Here is a 15,313-nt window from a genome sequence, read left to right on the forward strand (position 1 = left end):
TGAGATCCCTATAAGTCCGGTCTCGAATCATCCTTTGCCTTGCGCACTAAATTAAGCGACGCGCTGCTTCAACTACAATCTTCACCGCATCACTTTCGGTCTGTTTCATGGTCGCCGCATCCGGGATCTCTTTTTGCGTACGGTTAACGATGACACCCGCCACCATGCCCGCTCTCAGCCCCTGACTGGCGCACATGGTTAACAGTGTAGCGGATTCCATCTCATAGTTGAGCACGCCCATTTGCTGCCACTCTTGCATTGAGCCCTGGAAGCGATTCACCACACGTCCTGAGAAGGTATCGTAGCGTTCCTGGCCCGGATAGAAGGTGTCGGAAGAAGCGGTAATACCGATGTGCGTTTTAGCGCCACAGGCTTCTGCTGCAGCCACCAGCGCGGTGGTACAGGTGAAATCTGCCACCGCCGGGAATTCCATCGGCGCGAAGTGCAAGCTGGCCCCGTCAAGACGCACTGAAGCAGTGGTAACCAACACATCACCGACGTTGATATTCGGCTGGATCGCACCGGTGGTGCCGACGCGTAAGAAAGTACGCACCCCCAACTGCGCCAACTCTTCCACCGCGATAGAGGTGGACGGACCGCCAATGCCGGTTGAGCACACCACCACAGGCTTGCCATCCACTTCCGCCAGGTAAGTGGTGAATTCACGGTGCGAGGCGAGGTGCTGTGGGTTATCCATCAGCGCTGCGATTTTTTTCACGCGCTCTGGATCGCCGGGAACGATAGCCAATGTGGCTCCTTTCAGATCGGCTTTAGTGATACCAAGGTGAAAAACGTCAGACTGGGCCATAACAGACTCCTGATAGAGAGAGGATATGCGCGCCACTCTACGTCAGCGAGTGGCATAAATATGTGACTAATTTCACTATAAATTATGAAAGTTACATTATCAGAAAATAATAATGTGATATGCATCACACATTAGCAGTTGGCAATTCTGAATTGCTACAAGCGGTGCTGTGTTCGTTCGGTTGGCAGTGTTAATAGAGAAGAAGAACACATCAACCCTACATCAGCCTGGCTCCTGAAGCAGGCTATAGTTACGTGATTGCGCATTTGCTAGCACGGAGAGAACAATGAAAACCGAAGACAATATGGCACAAAAATCTGCCGCCGGTGGTTTCGCCCCTGCGGTTCAGCCCATCGCAAGCAGTACGATTACTACCTCCAGTGACACGATTCACAGCGGTGAGACATCGGTGCCGAGCCAGGGCGAAAATCTTCCGGCTTATTACGCGCGCCCGAAAGTGTATGAGGGGACGCTACCGGTCGTCCTGGTGGTGCAGGAGATTTTCGGTGTGCACGAGCATATTCGCGATCTGTGCCGCCGACTGGCACTGGAAGGTTATCTGGCCGTGGCGCCGGAACTCTATTTCCGTGAAGGCGACCCAAGTGACTACAGCGATATCCCCACCTTGTTTAAAGAGTTGGTGAGCAAAGTGCCTGATTCGCAGGTGCTGTCGGATCTTGATCATGTGGCTAACTGGGCGGCACGTCATGATGGCGATATACGTCGCATGGCGATTACCGGTTTCTGCTGGGGTGGACGAATTAGTTGGCTGTTTGCCGCGCACAATCCGCAGGTACGTGCCGCCGCCGCCTGGTATGGACGCCTGGAAGGTGAAAAAACCCTGAAGCAGCAGAAGCATCCGATTGATGTCGCAGTGGATCTCACCGCACCGGTACTGGGTTTGTATGGCGGTAAGGATGAAAGTATCCCGCTGGAGAGCATTGATAAGATGCGTCAGGCGCTGCACGCAGCCAATGCCAAAGCAGAGATCGTGGTTTACCCAGAAGCGGGCCACGCTTTCAACGCGGATTATCGACCAAGCTATCACGCCGATTCTGCCGCCGATGGCTGGGCGCGCATGTTAGCGTGGTTTAAGCAGTATGGCGTAGCACCCAACGCCTGATCAGTCAGGGGCGCACTCGCGCCCCCAAATGCCCCTGTTAAACCTTTTCACCCCGCAGGTTTTGCGCCGCTTTGACCATGTTCGCCAGAGCCTGACGCGTCTCCGTCCAGCCACGGGTTTTCAAACCGCAATCAGGATTCACCCACAAACGCTCTTCAGGGATACTCAGCGCCGCTTTGCGGAGCAGGTCTTCCATCCAGGCCACACTTGGCACGTTAGGAGAGTGGATGTCATAGACGCCGGGGCCGATTTCGTTCGGGTATTCAAACACTTTAAACGCCTCCAGCAGATCCATATCAGAACGCGAAGTTTCGATGGTGATGACATCGGCATCCAGTGCGTCAATCGCATCCATGATGTCGTTGAACTCGCAGTAACACATATGGGTGTGGATCTGGGTCGCATTTTGCGCCACCGCGGCGTTGAGGCGGAAGGCATCAACCGCCCATTTCAGATAGGCCGCCCATTCAGACTGGTGCAGTGGCAGGCCTTCACGCAGCGCCGGTTCATCAATCTGGATGATGCCGATCCCGGCTGTTTCCAAATCTTCCACTTCATCACGCAACGCCAACGCAATTTGTTTGGCGATGGTTTCACGCGTCACGTCCTCGCGCGGGAATGACCAGCACAGAATCGTGACGGGGCCGGTGAGCATACCTTTAACCGGTTTGTCGGTCAGTGACTGCGCATACTGCGCCCACTCAACGGTGATGGCTTGCGGACGGCTGATGTCGCCAATAATGACCGGTGGTTTCACGCAACGCGATCCATAGCTTTGTACCCAGCCGTTTTGCGTGAACACGAAGCCATCAAGGTTTTCGCCAAAGTATTCAACCATGTCGTTACGTTCCGCTTCACCGTGTACCAGCACGTCAAGCCCCAGCCGCTCTTGTTCGGCAATTGCCTGTTTGATGTGTTGCGCGATACCCGTGCGGTAGTTTCCGCTGTCGATGTTGCCTTTTTTGAAGTCGAGACGCAGGCCGCGGATTTCAGTGGTCTGCGGGAATGAGCCGATAGTGGTGGTTGGCCAGGCTGGCAGGTTGAAGCGCTGACGCTGTGCCTGGGCACGTTCACGATAGTGGCCCGGACGTTCCACGTCTTTAGCCTGAATTTTTGCCAGACGCGCCTCGACGGCGGCATTGTGAACACGCGTTGAGTGAGCACGGGCACGAATCGGTGCACTCCACGCCGCCAGTGAAGCGGCATCTCCATTATTCAGCGCGTTGCTCAGCAGTGACAGCTCAGCACACTTTTGCAGGGCAAAGGCAAACCAGCTTTTCACTTCCTCATCCAGCCGGGTTTCCACACTCAAATCGATCGGGCTATGTAGCAGTGAGCACGATGAACCCACCCACAGCTGCTGGCGCAGTCCCACCAGCGGCTTCAGGCATTCAAACCAGCGACTCAGGTCAGCACGCCAGACGTTACGACCGTTAATTACGCCGACGGACAGTAGCCATTCAGCGGGCAGCTGTTGGTGAATGTGTTGGATGTCATCTTTACCCTGCACAAGGTCAACATGCAGGCCCTGTACGGGCAGGATTTTGATGACATCAAGGTTCTGACCAATGCTGTCGAAATAGGTGGTGAGCAGCAGTTTGACGTTGCCTTGCAGCGCTGCGTAGGCCGGTTTGAAGGCATCACGCCACGCTGACGGCAGTTCCAGCGCCAGGGCAGGTTCGTCGATTTGCACCCATTCGATACGGCGTTTTTTCAGCTCTGCCAGGACTTGCTGGTAAACCGGCAGGATCTCTTTTAGCAGTGTCAGGCGATCAAACGATTCACCTTTGACTTTGCCCAGCCACAGATAAGTGACAGGCCCCAACAACACAGGCTTAATCTTGTGACCCAGCGCCAGCGCTTCGTCCACTTCATCCAGCAGTTGGGTCCAGCTGAGCCTGAACTGCTGACCTTGGGTGAACTCGGGCACCATGTAGTGATAGTTGGTGTTGAACCATTTGGTCATTTCAGCCGCTGCCGCGGGCTCACCGCTGGGCGCACGACCACGACTAATGCGGAACAGGGTGTCGATATCGATAGAACCGTCTTGATTTTGGTGGCGTGCGGGCACATTGCCGAGCAGCAGGCTAGTACTTAGTACGTGATCGTACCAGGCGAAATCGCCGACCGGCAATAAATCTACGCCCGCCTCTTTTTGCTGTTGCCAGTGTCGGGCCCGCAGTTCACTCCCTACGGCCAGTAGCGCTTGTTGCGAGCTGAGGCCTGCCCAGTAACTTTCCAGTGCTTTTTTGAGTTCACGACGCAGACCAACGCGAGGGAAACCGAGTGTGTGGTTCAGAATGCTCATTGGGTGTACTCCAAACGATGCGAACCCTTTATCTTCATCCAGCAAGCATGATGGCGGTCCGCTGAAGGCTTATACTGGACAAAAAGAGAGTGGCCGTATCGCTTGCTTGAGATGTTTAGCCGTCCAGATGTTTACACCGCTATCTTCTGCGGGTACTGTATGTTCCTCAAGCGCAATCTGTTCAATCTCGATGTGAAGGACTCTCATGATCGAACTCAAACACCTGAGAACGCTGCAGGCGTTACGGAATACCGGCTCTTTAGCTGCCGCCGCCGCCCAGCTTCATCAGACACAATCGGCGTTATCTCATCAGTTCAGCGACCTGGAACAGCGGCTGGGCTTTCGCCTGTTTGTGCGCAAGAGCCAGCCGTTGCGGTTTACGCCGCAGGGTGAGATTTTGCTGCAGTTGGCCGAGCAGATTTTGCCGCAGATTCAGCAGGCATTGCAGGATTGCCACGAGCCACATCAAACCACGCTGCGCATTGCCATTGAGTGCCACAGTTGTATTCAGTGGCTGACACCCGCCTTGAGTAATTTCCGTAAGAGCTGGCCGCAAGTGGTGATGGATTTTAAATCTGGCGTGACTTTTGATCCCCAGCCAGCGTTGCAGCAGGGGGAGCTGGATGTGGTGTTGACCTCAGATATTCTGCCGCGCAGCGGGTTGTTCTATACGCCAATGTTTGATTTCGAGGTGCGTTTGGTGTTGGCACCGGATCATCCGCTGGCGCAGCGTGAACATATTTCGCCGGAAGATTTGGCTGATGAAGTGTTGATGATTTATCCCGTTCAGCGTCAACGTTTGGATATCTGGCGTCATTTTCTGCAACCCGCTGGCGTGACCCCCGCCTTGAAGAATGTGGATAATACGCTGTTGTTGATTCAGATGGTGTCGGCCCAGATGGGCATTGCCGCGTTACCCCATTGGGTGGTGGAGAGTTTTGAGAAGCAGGGCCTGGTGGTGACCAAGACGCTGGGTGATGGTTTGTGGAGCCGCTTATATGCTGCGGTTCGCGATGGCGAGCAGCGTCAGCCGGTGTTAGAGGCGTTTGTACGATTTGCCCGTCAGCACGCCTGTGACCATTTGCCCTTTGTCCGCGATGCCGCGCGTCCGGGTTCACTTCAGTCCGTTTCTTTATGATCCCGCGGGCGGCGTGTGTCGCCCGTGCTGTTATCCCTGCCCTGCCTGCTCTATAATGCGCCGCCTCAATCCGCGACCAAGAGAGTTTCACCATGACGAGTAACGATGTTCTGCGCAGCGTGCGCTATATGCTTGATTTGAGCGATAGCAAAGTGGTGGAGATTTTTGCCTTAGCGGGCAGCGAAGTGCCATTGGAAGATGTGCAAGCGTGGATGAAGAAGGATGATGATGCTACGTTTCGTAAATTGCCTGACGTGCTGATGGGCTATTTTCTGAACGGGTTGATTTTCTATCGCCGTGGCAAGAGTGAAGATGCGCCTGCACCGTCGGTAGAGCGCCGCATGAATAATAATATTTTTATCAAGAAGTTGCGTATTGCCTTTGCTTTGAAGACAACGGATATCACGGAAGTGTTGCTGAAAGCGAACTTCAAGGTGTCTCAGGCAGAAGTGGGCGCGATTTTCCGCAATCCGGATCATAAGAATTACCGCGAGTGCGGTGACCAGATTCTGCGTAACTTTTTGAAGGGACTGACGATGATTCATCGTCCTGCGGCGCCAGCGAAAAAGGCGTAGTCGCTTGGAGATCGGAGCAGGGTCGGATATAGGCCGCTCCGATCATGAAGGAATCTCACATCCCTCTGGCTTAAGCGCTGCTTTTTCCTAGCACCCAACGCTTATGAACGTAGAGTGAAGCAAAAATCACGATGGCTCCGGCAATAAAGCTTGGCCAGTGTGGTTTTTCCTGCCAGATGGCCAGATTGACCAGCAAGCCCGCCGGTACGTGCATGTTGTTCATGATACCCAGCGTGCCCGCATCCACCTGAGTGGCACCGTAGTTCCACATGAAGTATCCCAGTCCCGATGCCGCCACGCCCAGCCACACCAGAATGCCCCACTGCAGTGAGGTGGTAGGTAGTTTGTTCGGATTACCCCACAGGCTCCAGGCAATGATGGCGATGATCACCGCGCCAAGATAGAACCATGAGAATGCGGTGTGCTGCGGCATCGGACGGGTTTCCTGCAGGCGCTTGTAGCCGACCATGCCAATGGCAAAGCAGATGTTGGCGGCTTGAACCAGCAGCAGGCCAAACCAGAAATGGTCGCTGACTTTGTCGTAACGGATGATGGCTGCCCCACCGACTGCCAGCAGCGCACTGAATGCATAGCCAATTCGCAGCGGACGTTTGCTGAGCAAGTCGTAAATCAACGTCACATACAGCGGCGTCATCACCGTGAACAGCAGGAACTCTGACACGCTGAGATAGGTGTAAGCCTCAAAACTCAGCAGATACATGACGCCCAGCTGCAGCATCCCCACCAGCATATACAGCAGGATGGTGGAGGCGCGATAGCCTTTCCAACGCAGGAAAGGCAGGAAAACGATGGCCGCAAGTGCCAGGCGCATCAGCACCGAGAACCAGGAATCAACCTGGCCGGCGAGGTATTCCCCGATCAAACTAAAGGAAAAAGCCCACAAAATGGTGGTAACGATCAGTAACAGCACGGTATTGATCCCAAAATGAACAGTGGCGCTAGTGTAAACAAACTGTCGTCATGGGTTTGAATTATTTGGTTTACAACAGACCAAAATACAGACAAACAATGTAAGGCAAGAATAAGTGGCCTGTCTCGCCAGACATCATGCGCGAATACCAACATTTCCTGGTTTATTTCGCTCTTTAATGTCATCAAACTGTAACAAATGTGTCACACGTCACAGTAACGTGACGAAACCATCACTATCCTGTGCGCGAAATGGAACCTTTTGGTGCTGTTTTAACGCCACACGGCGCTTGACCCAACCTGCTGGGAACACATAACAATATCGCGCCCTGGAGGGCCACACTCATGTTGAGTATCTTCAAACCGGCACCGCATCAGCCGCAAGTCGCTGATGATCGTGTTGATCCGCTCTACCGTCGGCTACGCTGGCAAATCTTTATCGGTATTTTCTTTGGATACGCGGCCTACTATCTGGTGCGTAAAAACTTCGCGCTGGCGATGCCTTATCTGGTCGAACAGGGTTTCTCACGCGGCGATCTAGGCTTTGCGCTGTCCGGGATCTCCATCGCGTACGGCTTCTCCAAGTTCATCATGGGCTCGGTTTCCGACCGCTCTAATCCGCGCGTGTTTTTACCCGCTGGGTTAATTCTCGCTGCGGCCGTGATGTTAATCATGGGATTTGTGCCTTGGGCGACCTCAAGCATCATGGTGATGTTTGTTCTCCTGTTCCTGTGTGGTTGGTTCCAGGGCATGGGCTGGCCGCCTTGTGGACGAACGATGGTGCACTGGTGGTCGCAGAAGGAGCGCGGCGGGATTGTCTCCGTGTGGAACTGTGCGCATAACGTGGGTGGCGGCATTCCACCGCTGCTGTTCTTGCTGGGGATGGCATGGTTTAACGACTGGAAAGCGGCACTCTACATGCCCGCGTTCGGGGCGATCATCATCGCCATCATTGCCTTCGCCCTGATGCGCGACACACCGCAGTCTTGTGGCCTGCCGCCGATTGAAGCCTATAAGAATGATTACCCGCCAGATTACAACGAGAATCATGAGCAGGAGCTGTCGGCAAAGCAGATTTTCATGCAGTACATCCTGCCGAATAAGTTGCTGTGGTACATCGCGTTGGCTAACGTCTTCGTCTATCTGCTGCGTTACGGCATTCTCGACTGGTCACCCACTTACCTGAAAGAAGTGAAACACTTCACGCTGGATAAATCCTCCTGGGCATACTTCTTCTATGAATATGCGGGCATTCCCGGCACCTTGCTGTGCGGCTGGATGTCAGACAAGGTCTTCCGCGGCAACCGTGGCGCGACCGGCGTGTTCTTTATGACGCTGGTCACCATCGCCACCGTAGTTTACTGGCTTAACCCACCGGGCAACCCAGGCATCGATATGCTGTGCATGATCGTTATCGGTTTCCTGATTTATGGTCCGGTGATGCTGATTGGTCTGCATGCGCTGGAGCTGGCACCGAAGAAAGCCGCGGGTACGGCGGCGGGCTTTACCGGCCTGTTCGGTTACCTCGGCGGTTCCGTTGCGGCCAGTGCGATTGTCGGTTACACCGTGGATTACTTCGGCTGGGATGGCGGCTTTATGGTGATGATCGCGGGGTCAGTGCTGGCGGTACTGCTACTGCTGCTCACCATGATCAATGAGCATAAGCACAAGAAACAAATAGCATAATTAAATGGGCCGGTTAACCGGCCCACTTTTTAAGCCAGGAACAGCTTACGCAACGTGTGCGGAACCGCATCCTCAGCATTACTGCCAATCACTTCCAATGCTGGCAAGGTATCTTTCAGGCGCTGGTGCGCATTACGCATGATGCAGCCCTTACCCGCCATGCTCAGCATTTCGACATCATTCATACCGTCACCAAAAGCGATGCACTCTTTCAGTGAATATCCGAGCTGTTTGGCGACGGCTTCCAGCGCGTGACCTTTCGATACGCCACCGGCCATCACTTCCAGGCAGGTTGGCAGTGAGAAACTGACGTTGACGCGATCGCCCCAACGCGCTTCGATCGCCAGTTCCAGCGGAGCCAGGCGTTCGGGTTCATCACAGGTGAAGAAGACTTTACTGATCCCATCCGTTGGCAACATACCCGGTTGGTAAACCTGATAGTTAAATACGGACTCACGAAAATAGTCCTGCTCGTCTGGGCGATGGCGGCTCATAAACCACTCGTCGTCACGGTAGACGTGCGTAAGGATATGCTCATCATGGTACTGCAAGCCGTAAAGCTCGCTGGCGATGTCGCCATCAAGGTTGTGGCTGAACACCAATTCGCCGTCAGCGTTGTGCACGCGCGCACCATTCGAGGTGATCATATAGGCCGGGATGCCGAGGCTATCGCGCATCTGGCCCACGTCGATGTAATGACGTCCGGTGGCGAAGACAAAATGCACATCACGTGCCACCAGCTCCTGCAATGTGGTACGAGAGAAAGGCGTCAGGCGATGTTCCGGCGAAAGCAGCGTGCCATCCAGGTCGGATGCGACGATGTGGTACATGTAAACCTCTGGTATTGATATCGGATAAAAAATTAAACTTGGCGCTCGAAGAAATCGACCACCAGGTTGAGCGCTTCAGCGCGCATGGCGTCTGTTTCAAACAAAATCTCATGACGCGCGCCTTGGATCACATACGGCACGGTGCCTTCGCAGGGATGGCCTGCCTCGGCCATCGCCGAGCAAAAAGCCCCTTGCGAGCGGTTATCCACCACATCGTCTTCACTGGCCTGCAGCACCAACGTGGGAGTGGTGATTTTCGCCACCTGGCTAATGATGCTGCGCCCCGCCTGCACACCTTCACGGACCCAATGGTAAGTGGGGCCACCCACGCGCAGCGCGGGATCGTCGGCATAGAAACGCAGGTTACGACGATAACGCTCCCGACTGTGCGTCAGGCGATTGATGCCAAACGGACTGGCACGCCAGCGGCCCGTTCCCAGCGCATAACGTTCGCGCAGCGCGGGCAGTTTCTCCGCCCAGTCCAAAATCGGATGCGCCATCCAATCGGGAAGCGGCAGCACAATGCCAAACATCGGTGCTGAAAATACCGCCGCGTGGAATGCCTGAGGCTGACGCGCCAGAAACAGCGCTAAGATCGCGCCGCCCATCGAGTGCGCCAACACATATCGCTGTTGATAGTTGCTGTTAGCGATCTCTTTCTCATAGAGCGTTTCCAGATCGTCAACATAGTGGCTGAATTCCACCACGTGGCCGCGGTGTGAATCGGCCAGTAAGCGATCGGAACGACCCTGACCACGATGATCAATGATCACCACGTCATAACCACAGTGGAAAAGATCGTAAGCCAATTCCGGATACTTGATATAGCTTTCGATGCGGCCCGGCACAATTAAGATGACACGGCGATGTTGCGGTGAGGTGAAACGAACATAGCGAATAGTCAGATTGCCGACGCCGGTGAATTCGCACTCTTCACGACGACGCCAGAAGTCGAGCAGCGGGCCAGTGGCAAACGCAGAAAAGCCACGCTCACGCCCGAGCCAACTCTGTTTATGTTGCTGCATCCGTCCCCCAGAAAAAAAGCCTCATCGCGCGCTTGCGCTCCGTAGCGTGCCGCGATGTTCTGGCGTATTGTGTCACACTTCGCTAACTTCAGGGAATGTCACACATGACCATTGAATGGTGGTTAACCTATCTGCTGACCACAACTATCCTCAGCCTTTCACCCGGTTCCGGCGCGATTAACACCATGAGCACCGGCATCAGTCACGGCTATCGTGGCGCTGCGGCTTCCATTACCGGTTTACAGCTTGGCCTCGCGATTCATATCGTGCTGGTCGGTGCCGGCCTGGGCGCGCTGTTTTCGCAATCTATTATGGCGTTTGAAGTGCTGAAGTGGGCAGGTGCGGCTTATCTGGTGTGGCTGGGTATTCAGCAGTGGCGTTCCGCCGGTGGCATTGACCTGAATGCGGTGGCGAAAGCGATGCCACGTCGTCGTTTGTTCAAGCGCGCCATTCTGGTGAACCTCACCAACCCGAAAAGCATCGTGTTTCTTGCCGCGCTGTTCCCGCAGTTTATTCAGCCACATCAGCCGCAGCTGGCGCAGTATCTGGTGCTCGGCGTCACCACCATCGTGGTCGATATTATCGTGATGATTGGTTACGCCACCCTGGCTACGCGCATCGCAGGCTGGATTAAAGGCCCGCAGCAAATGAAGCTGCTGAACCGTACCTTTGGCGGATTGTTTATGGCGGTCGGTGCGTTGTTAGCCAGCGCGCGCAGAATCGCGTAAGAGGTTTTTCAAACCAACGGCATCAATTTTAAAGCCGTTGGTTGCGCAGCCAGTTCGGTGCCGGCCAGCGCACAGCCCCCGGAGCGTACACGTAGTACGTGAGGAGGGCGAGCACTGCCCGGTGCCGAAATGGCCAGTAAACCAGGCTTTATCGCGAGATAATGAGGTGAATGCCGAATCCGGCGAATAACACCCCCGCCATACCATCGACCCATTTCGCCATACGCTGATACTTATCACGCATCCACGGCAGCGCGAAGATGGCTGCCACCAGCGTAAACCAGGCAAACGTCTCACCGATAATCAGCAGGAACAGACCCCAACGCTCCATCGCACCCACGTCATTACCCACAAACAGCGAGAACACGCTACCGAAATAGATAATGGCTTTTGGGTTAGACAGATTGGTCAGGAACCCTTTCAGGAAGCTCATGCCGCTCTTAGGCAGTTCAACCACCGGTACATCCACCTGCGGTGACTTGTGGCGTTGACGCGCCGAACGCAGCAGCTGCCAGCCCATCCACAGCAGATATAAACCACCACCCACCATGATGATTTCATGCAGCCAGGCCATTTTTTCGAGAATCAGATGCAGGCCCATCAGCGCCACGCCCGCCCAGATAACAATCCCCAGCGTAATGCCGAAAACGCCCATCATCGCCTCTTTACGCGAACGGCTTGCGGCAGTTTGCGAGACGAAGAAGAAGTCCGGTCCTGGGCTCATCAGCGCAACAAGATGCACCAGCGCGACGGTGGCAAATAACATCAACATGGTTTCTTTCCTTTACTCTTCATCGACATGTTCTTTGATCATCACCAGGAAGGGTTTACCAAACCGTTCGAGTTTGCGATGACCGACACCGTTCACGCTCAGCATTTCTGACGCGGTAATCGGCATTTGTTCCGCCATTTCAATCAGCGTGGCATCGTTAAACACCACGTAGGGCGGAATGTTCTCTTCATCAGCAATCGCCTTACGCAATTTGCGCAGTTTGCCGAACAGGGTGCGATCGTAATTTCCACTGTGAACTTTGGGCGAACTGCTGCGGCTTTTGACAGTAACGATACGCGGCACGGCAAGCATCAAAGGCACTTCCGCACGCAGCACAGGACGCGCGGCTTCGGTCAGTTGCAGCGCCGAATGCATGGCAATATTTTGCGTCACCATACCCAAATGGATAAGCTGACGCAGCACGCTAACCCAGTGCTCCTGGCTCTGTTCACGACCAATGCCGTACACCGGCAGTTTGTCGTGCCCATTATCGCGGACACGGTGATTGGTCGAGCCACGCAACACGTCAACAATATAGCCCATACCAAAGCGCTGACCGGTACGATAGATGCTGGAGAGCGCCTTTTGCGCTTCTACCAGACCATCATAACGGCGCGGCGGATCAAGGCAGATATCGCAGTTACCACACTGCTGCTGACGCCCTTCGCCAAAGTAGTTGAGCAGCACTAAACGACGGCAGGTCTGCGCTTCGGCAAATGCTCCCATGGCATTCAGCTTATGGCGTTCAATATCCTGCAGTGGACCGGGTGCTTTCTCTTCCAGACACTTACGCAACCAGGCCATATCCGCTGGATCGTACAGCATCATCGCTTCTGCGGGCAGCCCGTCGCGTCCGGCGCGCCCGGTCTCCTGATAATAGGATTCGATATTGCGCGGGATGTCGAAATGCACCACAAAGCGCACGTTGGGTTTGTTGATGCCCATACCAAACGCCACGGTGGCGACCACGATTTGCAGATCGTCACGCTGGAAGGCTTCCTGCACGTGCGCACGTTGCGCGCTATCGATACCGGCGTGATACGCGCCCACACTTAGCCCGCGGCTTTGCAAACGCGCGGCGGTGTCTTCCACTTTCGCGCGGCTGTTACAGTAAATAATGCCGCTTTTGCCCCGTTGCTCCTGCACGTAGCGCAGCAGCTGATCGGTGGGTTTAAATTTTTCCACTAGCGTGTAGCGGATGTTGGGGCGGTCAAAGCTGCTGATTTGAATCAGCGGATCGTCCATCTGCAGCAGATGCGCGATGTCATTACGCGTGGTTTCATCGGCCGTCGCGGTTAACGCCATCACCGGCAGTTCCGGGAAGCGCTGACGCAACTGACCAATCGAGCCATATTCCGGACGGAAATCGTGGCCCCATTGTGAGATACAGTGCGCCTCATCCACCGCCAGCATCACCGGATTCCACTGGTGCAGGCTGTCGAGGAAGTTGTCCATCATCAGACGTTCAGGGGCGATGTACAGCAGCTTCAGCTTGCCGGTACGGCAATCCGCAAACACCTGCTGCTGTTGCTCGCGCGTCTGGGTGGAATTCAGGCACGCCGCCGCCACGCCGTTGGCCAGCAACTGATCAACCTGATCTTTCATCAGTGAAATCAGCGGCGAGACCACCAGCGTCAGCCCTTCACGCACCAGCGCCGGGATTTGATAGCACAGCGATTTACCGCCGCCGGTTGGCATCACCACCAGACAATCGCGCCCTGCTAGCGCGGTTTCAATGATGGTTTGCTGACCGGGACGAAATTGCTGGTAGCCGAAGGTGTCTTGTAAAACCTGCTGCGCCAGCATTTCCTGATTAAGCACTGCCGATGTTGCCACGGTAATCCTGTTTTTTGACTTGTTAGAACAGATCGTTAAGTGTTACGCCCACGCCAAAGCGGGTTTGACGGTGGTTATAGTCGATAAGCGATTCACCATACCCGCTGAACAGCTGGGTGTAAAAGCGTACGTGTTCGGTGATGGGGTAGCTCCAGGCGAAAGTGGCCCCGCCGTAACCGCTGTTCCAGTTGTAGTTACCTTCCACGCTGAAAATACTCTCGCCCACTTCATAACCGAGCTTGGCGCGATAGTAGCCCATGTACTTGGTGATGTCGGGGTTATCATCGTTATTTTCGTTTTCTGGAATGCGATACCAGGGTTTGATTTCCGCAAGGAAGTTACCGTTCTGCGCCATCAGTCGCGCATAAACGCGGTTCCAGCTGCGTGAAGTCGGATCGCTGCGTCCGTTCGACTCGTGATTCAGACCGGTTTCGATGTCGCGCAGTGTCCAGCCCGCAAAGGTGTAATCCGTTGCCCAGCCGAGGAAAATCTGCGGTTCGTAGTTAGTTTCACGGAACGGTGACGATGCGCCACGGTTGGAAAGCTGCCACCAGGAACGTTGAGTATAGGAGGCGGCCAACACCGAATTGTCGCCCAGGATGCCACGCCACAGCGGAAACGCCAGGCTCAGCTGGAATTTCACTTCGTCATTTTTTGCTTTATCTGCCCAGTTATAAGAGGAGATGGCCTCTTTATTCATGTCACTGGTGTAGGTGTAAAGCAGGTAGTTGTTCTCATAAGGATACAGCACGAACGGGTTATCGTGTTTTTCCAGCAGGTTAGCGATAATACTGCCCTTTACTGCCGGGGCGTCATGCACCTCTTTTATCGTGGCTTCATCAGCTTGAGCCAGCACAGGAAGCGTCAATGCCGCGGCCAGCAAGGCGTAATGCTTACGCATAAAATTCTCCAGAGAACTGCGTGTCGTAATCGTCAGGGCGACGGTTCAAAAAGCAGGCCATTCTACACGCAAAGCCAGTGGTTGATCAGTGCCGATTTCTGAAACTGGAAAGCAGCGCGAACGCGGCATAATATACACAATTCTTTAACATCTTAAGGCAGGAACTATGTCATCCCCGTTGCTGACACAGCAGGAAGCTCGCCGCCTGATTGGCGAAATCTTTGTTTATCACATGCCCTTTAATCAAGCCCTGGGCCTCGAGCTGGATCGACTGGAGGCGGATTACGCCGAGTTGGGCTTTGCCAACAAAACCATGTTGGTGGGCAATGCTGCGCAGCAGATTTTGCACGGCGGCGTCATTGCCTCGGTGCTGGATGTCGCCGCCGGGTTGGTGTGTGTCAGCCATGCGCTGTCGCGTCAGGAGAGTATTAGCGAGGAAGAACTGCGTCAGCGCCTGTCACGCATGGGCACCATTGATATGCGCGTCGATTACTTGCGTCCCGGACGCGGCGAACGCTTTATCGCCACCAGTAGCCTACTGCGCGGTGGCAACAAGGTCGCTGTAGCACGAGTTGAGTTGCACAACCAACAGGGCGATTACATCGCCACCGCTACCGCCACCTATCTGATTGGTTAACAAGCTTTTTTGGATG

Annotated in this window: 14 protein-coding genes; 6 read left to right on the top strand and 8 right to left on the bottom strand. The window is 54.7% G+C overall.

The window, feature by feature from the left end:
* Positions 1–46: 46 nt before the first annotated feature.
* A complete protein-coding gene (gene udp, locus LK04_RS17970; RefSeq protein ID WP_038643781.1) occupies positions 47–808 on the bottom strand; it encodes a uridine phosphorylase in 762 nt (253 codons plus the stop codon).
* Between the two features lie 286 nt (positions 809–1,094).
* On the opposite strand from udp, the gene LK04_RS17975 reads away from it, so the two are divergent.
* Positions 1,095–1,931, top strand: coding sequence for a dienelactone hydrolase family protein (locus tag LK04_RS17975; protein ID WP_039329260.1), 837 nt, complete (start codon positions 1,095–1,097; stop codon positions 1,929–1,931).
* A 37-nt stretch (positions 1,932–1,968) separates the two neighbouring features.
* On the opposite strand, the gene metE is transcribed toward LK04_RS17975, so the two are convergent.
* The gene (gene metE / locus LK04_RS17980) at positions 1,969–4,239 is read right to left on the bottom strand and encodes a 5-methyltetrahydropteroyltriglutamate--homocysteine S-methyltransferase (RefSeq protein ID WP_039329258.1); all 2,271 of its coding nucleotides are present in this window, start codon (positions 4,237–4,239) and stop codon (positions 1,969–1,971) included.
* A gap of 205 nt (positions 4,240–4,444) precedes the next feature.
* Between metE and metR the strand changes: the two genes are divergently transcribed.
* On the top strand, positions 4,445–5,377 hold the full coding sequence (gene metR, locus LK04_RS17985) for an HTH-type transcriptional regulator MetR (protein WP_039329256.1): 933 nt from the start codon (positions 4,445–4,447) through the stop codon (positions 5,375–5,377).
* 92 nt (positions 5,378–5,469) lie between these two features.
* Positions 5,470–5,952, top strand: a complete 483-nt coding sequence (locus tag LK04_RS17990) for a DUF1456 family protein (protein WP_039329254.1) — start codon at positions 5,470–5,472, stop codon at positions 5,950–5,952.
* Positions 5,953–6,022: 70 nt separating this feature from the next.
* Here LK04_RS17990 and LK04_RS17995 read toward each other — a convergent pair whose 3' ends face one another.
* A complete protein-coding gene (locus tag LK04_RS17995) occupies positions 6,023–6,883 on the bottom strand; it encodes a carboxylate/amino acid/amine transporter (protein WP_039329253.1) in 861 nt (286 codons plus the stop codon).
* Positions 6,884–7,227: 344 nt separating this feature from the next.
* Between LK04_RS17995 and glpT the strand changes: the two genes are divergently transcribed.
* The gene (gene glpT / locus LK04_RS18000; protein WP_039329252.1) at positions 7,228–8,568 is read left to right on the top strand and encodes a glycerol-3-phosphate transporter; all 1,341 of its coding nucleotides are present in this window, start codon (positions 7,228–7,230) and stop codon (positions 8,566–8,568) included.
* A 29-nt stretch (positions 8,569–8,597) separates the two neighbouring features.
* On the opposite strand, the gene yigL is transcribed toward glpT, so the two are convergent.
* Together yigL and pldB are read right to left on the bottom strand one after the other, a co-directional pair.
* Positions 8,598–9,398 (bottom strand): sugar/pyridoxal phosphate phosphatase YigL, encoded by an 801-nt coding sequence (gene yigL / locus LK04_RS18005; RefSeq protein ID WP_039329250.1) that lies wholly within the window; start codon positions 9,396–9,398, stop codon positions 8,598–8,600.
* Between the two features lie 32 nt (positions 9,399–9,430).
* Complete coding sequence (pldB, locus tag LK04_RS18010) at positions 9,431–10,423, bottom strand: lysophospholipase L2 (RefSeq protein ID WP_039329249.1); 993 nt, start codon at positions 10,421–10,423, stop codon at positions 9,431–9,433.
* Positions 10,424–10,527: 104 nt separating this feature from the next.
* On the opposite strand from pldB, the gene rhtB reads away from it, so the two are divergent.
* A complete protein-coding gene (gene rhtB, locus LK04_RS18015; RefSeq protein WP_039329247.1) occupies positions 10,528–11,151 on the top strand; it encodes a homoserine/homoserine lactone efflux protein in 624 nt (207 codons plus the stop codon).
* A 148-nt stretch (positions 11,152–11,299) separates the two neighbouring features.
* On the opposite strand, the gene rhtC is transcribed toward rhtB, so the two are convergent.
* Genes rhtC through pldA form a run of 3 tightly spaced genes read right to left on the bottom strand, consistent with a single transcriptional unit; the run spans position 11,300 to position 14,660 of the window.
* Complete coding sequence (gene rhtC / locus LK04_RS18020; RefSeq protein ID WP_039329245.1) at positions 11,300–11,923, bottom strand: threonine export protein RhtC; 624 nt, start codon at positions 11,921–11,923, stop codon at positions 11,300–11,302.
* Positions 11,924–11,935: 12 nt separating this feature from the next.
* Positions 11,936–13,759: an ATP-dependent DNA helicase RecQ gene (recQ, locus tag LK04_RS18025; protein WP_039329244.1), complete on the bottom strand. Its 1,824-nt coding sequence runs from the start codon at positions 13,757–13,759 to the stop codon at positions 11,936–11,938.
* 22 nt (positions 13,760–13,781) lie between these two features.
* Positions 13,782–14,660: a phospholipase A gene (gene pldA / locus LK04_RS18030; RefSeq protein WP_039329242.1), complete on the bottom strand. Its 879-nt coding sequence runs from the start codon at positions 14,658–14,660 to the stop codon at positions 13,782–13,784.
* A 166-nt stretch (positions 14,661–14,826) separates the two neighbouring features.
* Between pldA and LK04_RS18035 the strand changes: the two genes are divergently transcribed.
* Entirely contained in the window at positions 14,827–15,297 is a 471-nt protein-coding gene (locus LK04_RS18035; RefSeq protein WP_039329240.1) for a thioesterase family protein, read from the top strand.
* Positions 15,298–15,313 lie beyond the last annotated feature (16 nt).

The sequence above is a fragment of the Pantoea vagans genome, assembly GCF_001506165.1.
GTDB lineage: Bacteria > Pseudomonadota > Gammaproteobacteria > Enterobacterales > Enterobacteriaceae > Pantoea > Pantoea vagans_C.

Bases quoted from the DNA above. Each gene is read 5' to 3' on its own strand.
- udp (WP_038643781.1), bottom strand. From the start codon at position 808: ATGGCCCAGTCTGACGTTTTTCACCTTGGTATCACTAAAGCCGATCTG.
- LK04_RS17975 (WP_039329260.1), top strand. From the start codon at position 1,095: ATGAAAACCGAAGACAATATGGCACAAAAATCTGCCGCCGGTGGTTTC.
- metE (WP_039329258.1), bottom strand. From the start codon at position 4,239: ATGAGCATTCTGAACCACACACTCGGTTTCCCTCGCGTTGGTCTGCGT.
- metR (WP_039329256.1), top strand. From the start codon at position 4,445: ATGATCGAACTCAAACACCTGAGAACGCTGCAGGCGTTACGGAATACC.
- LK04_RS17990 (WP_039329254.1), top strand. From the start codon at position 5,470: ATGACGAGTAACGATGTTCTGCGCAGCGTGCGCTATATGCTTGATTTG.
- glpT (WP_039329252.1), top strand. From the start codon at position 7,228: ATGTTGAGTATCTTCAAACCGGCACCGCATCAGCCGCAAGTCGCTGAT.
- yigL (WP_039329250.1), bottom strand. From the start codon at position 9,398: ATGTACCACATCGTCGCATCCGACCTGGATGGCACGCTGCTTTCGCCG.
- pldB (WP_039329249.1), bottom strand. From the start codon at position 10,423: ATGCAGCAACATAAACAGAGTTGGCTCGGGCGTGAGCGTGGCTTTTCT.
- rhtB (WP_039329247.1), top strand. From the start codon at position 10,528: ATGACCATTGAATGGTGGTTAACCTATCTGCTGACCACAACTATCCTC.
- rhtC (WP_039329245.1), bottom strand. From the start codon at position 11,923: ATGTTGATGTTATTTGCCACCGTCGCGCTGGTGCATCTTGTTGCGCTG.
- pldA (WP_039329242.1), bottom strand. From the start codon at position 14,660: ATGCGTAAGCATTACGCCTTGCTGGCCGCGGCATTGACGCTTCCTGTG.
- LK04_RS18035 (WP_039329240.1), top strand. From the start codon at position 14,827: ATGTCATCCCCGTTGCTGACACAGCAGGAAGCTCGCCGCCTGATTGGC.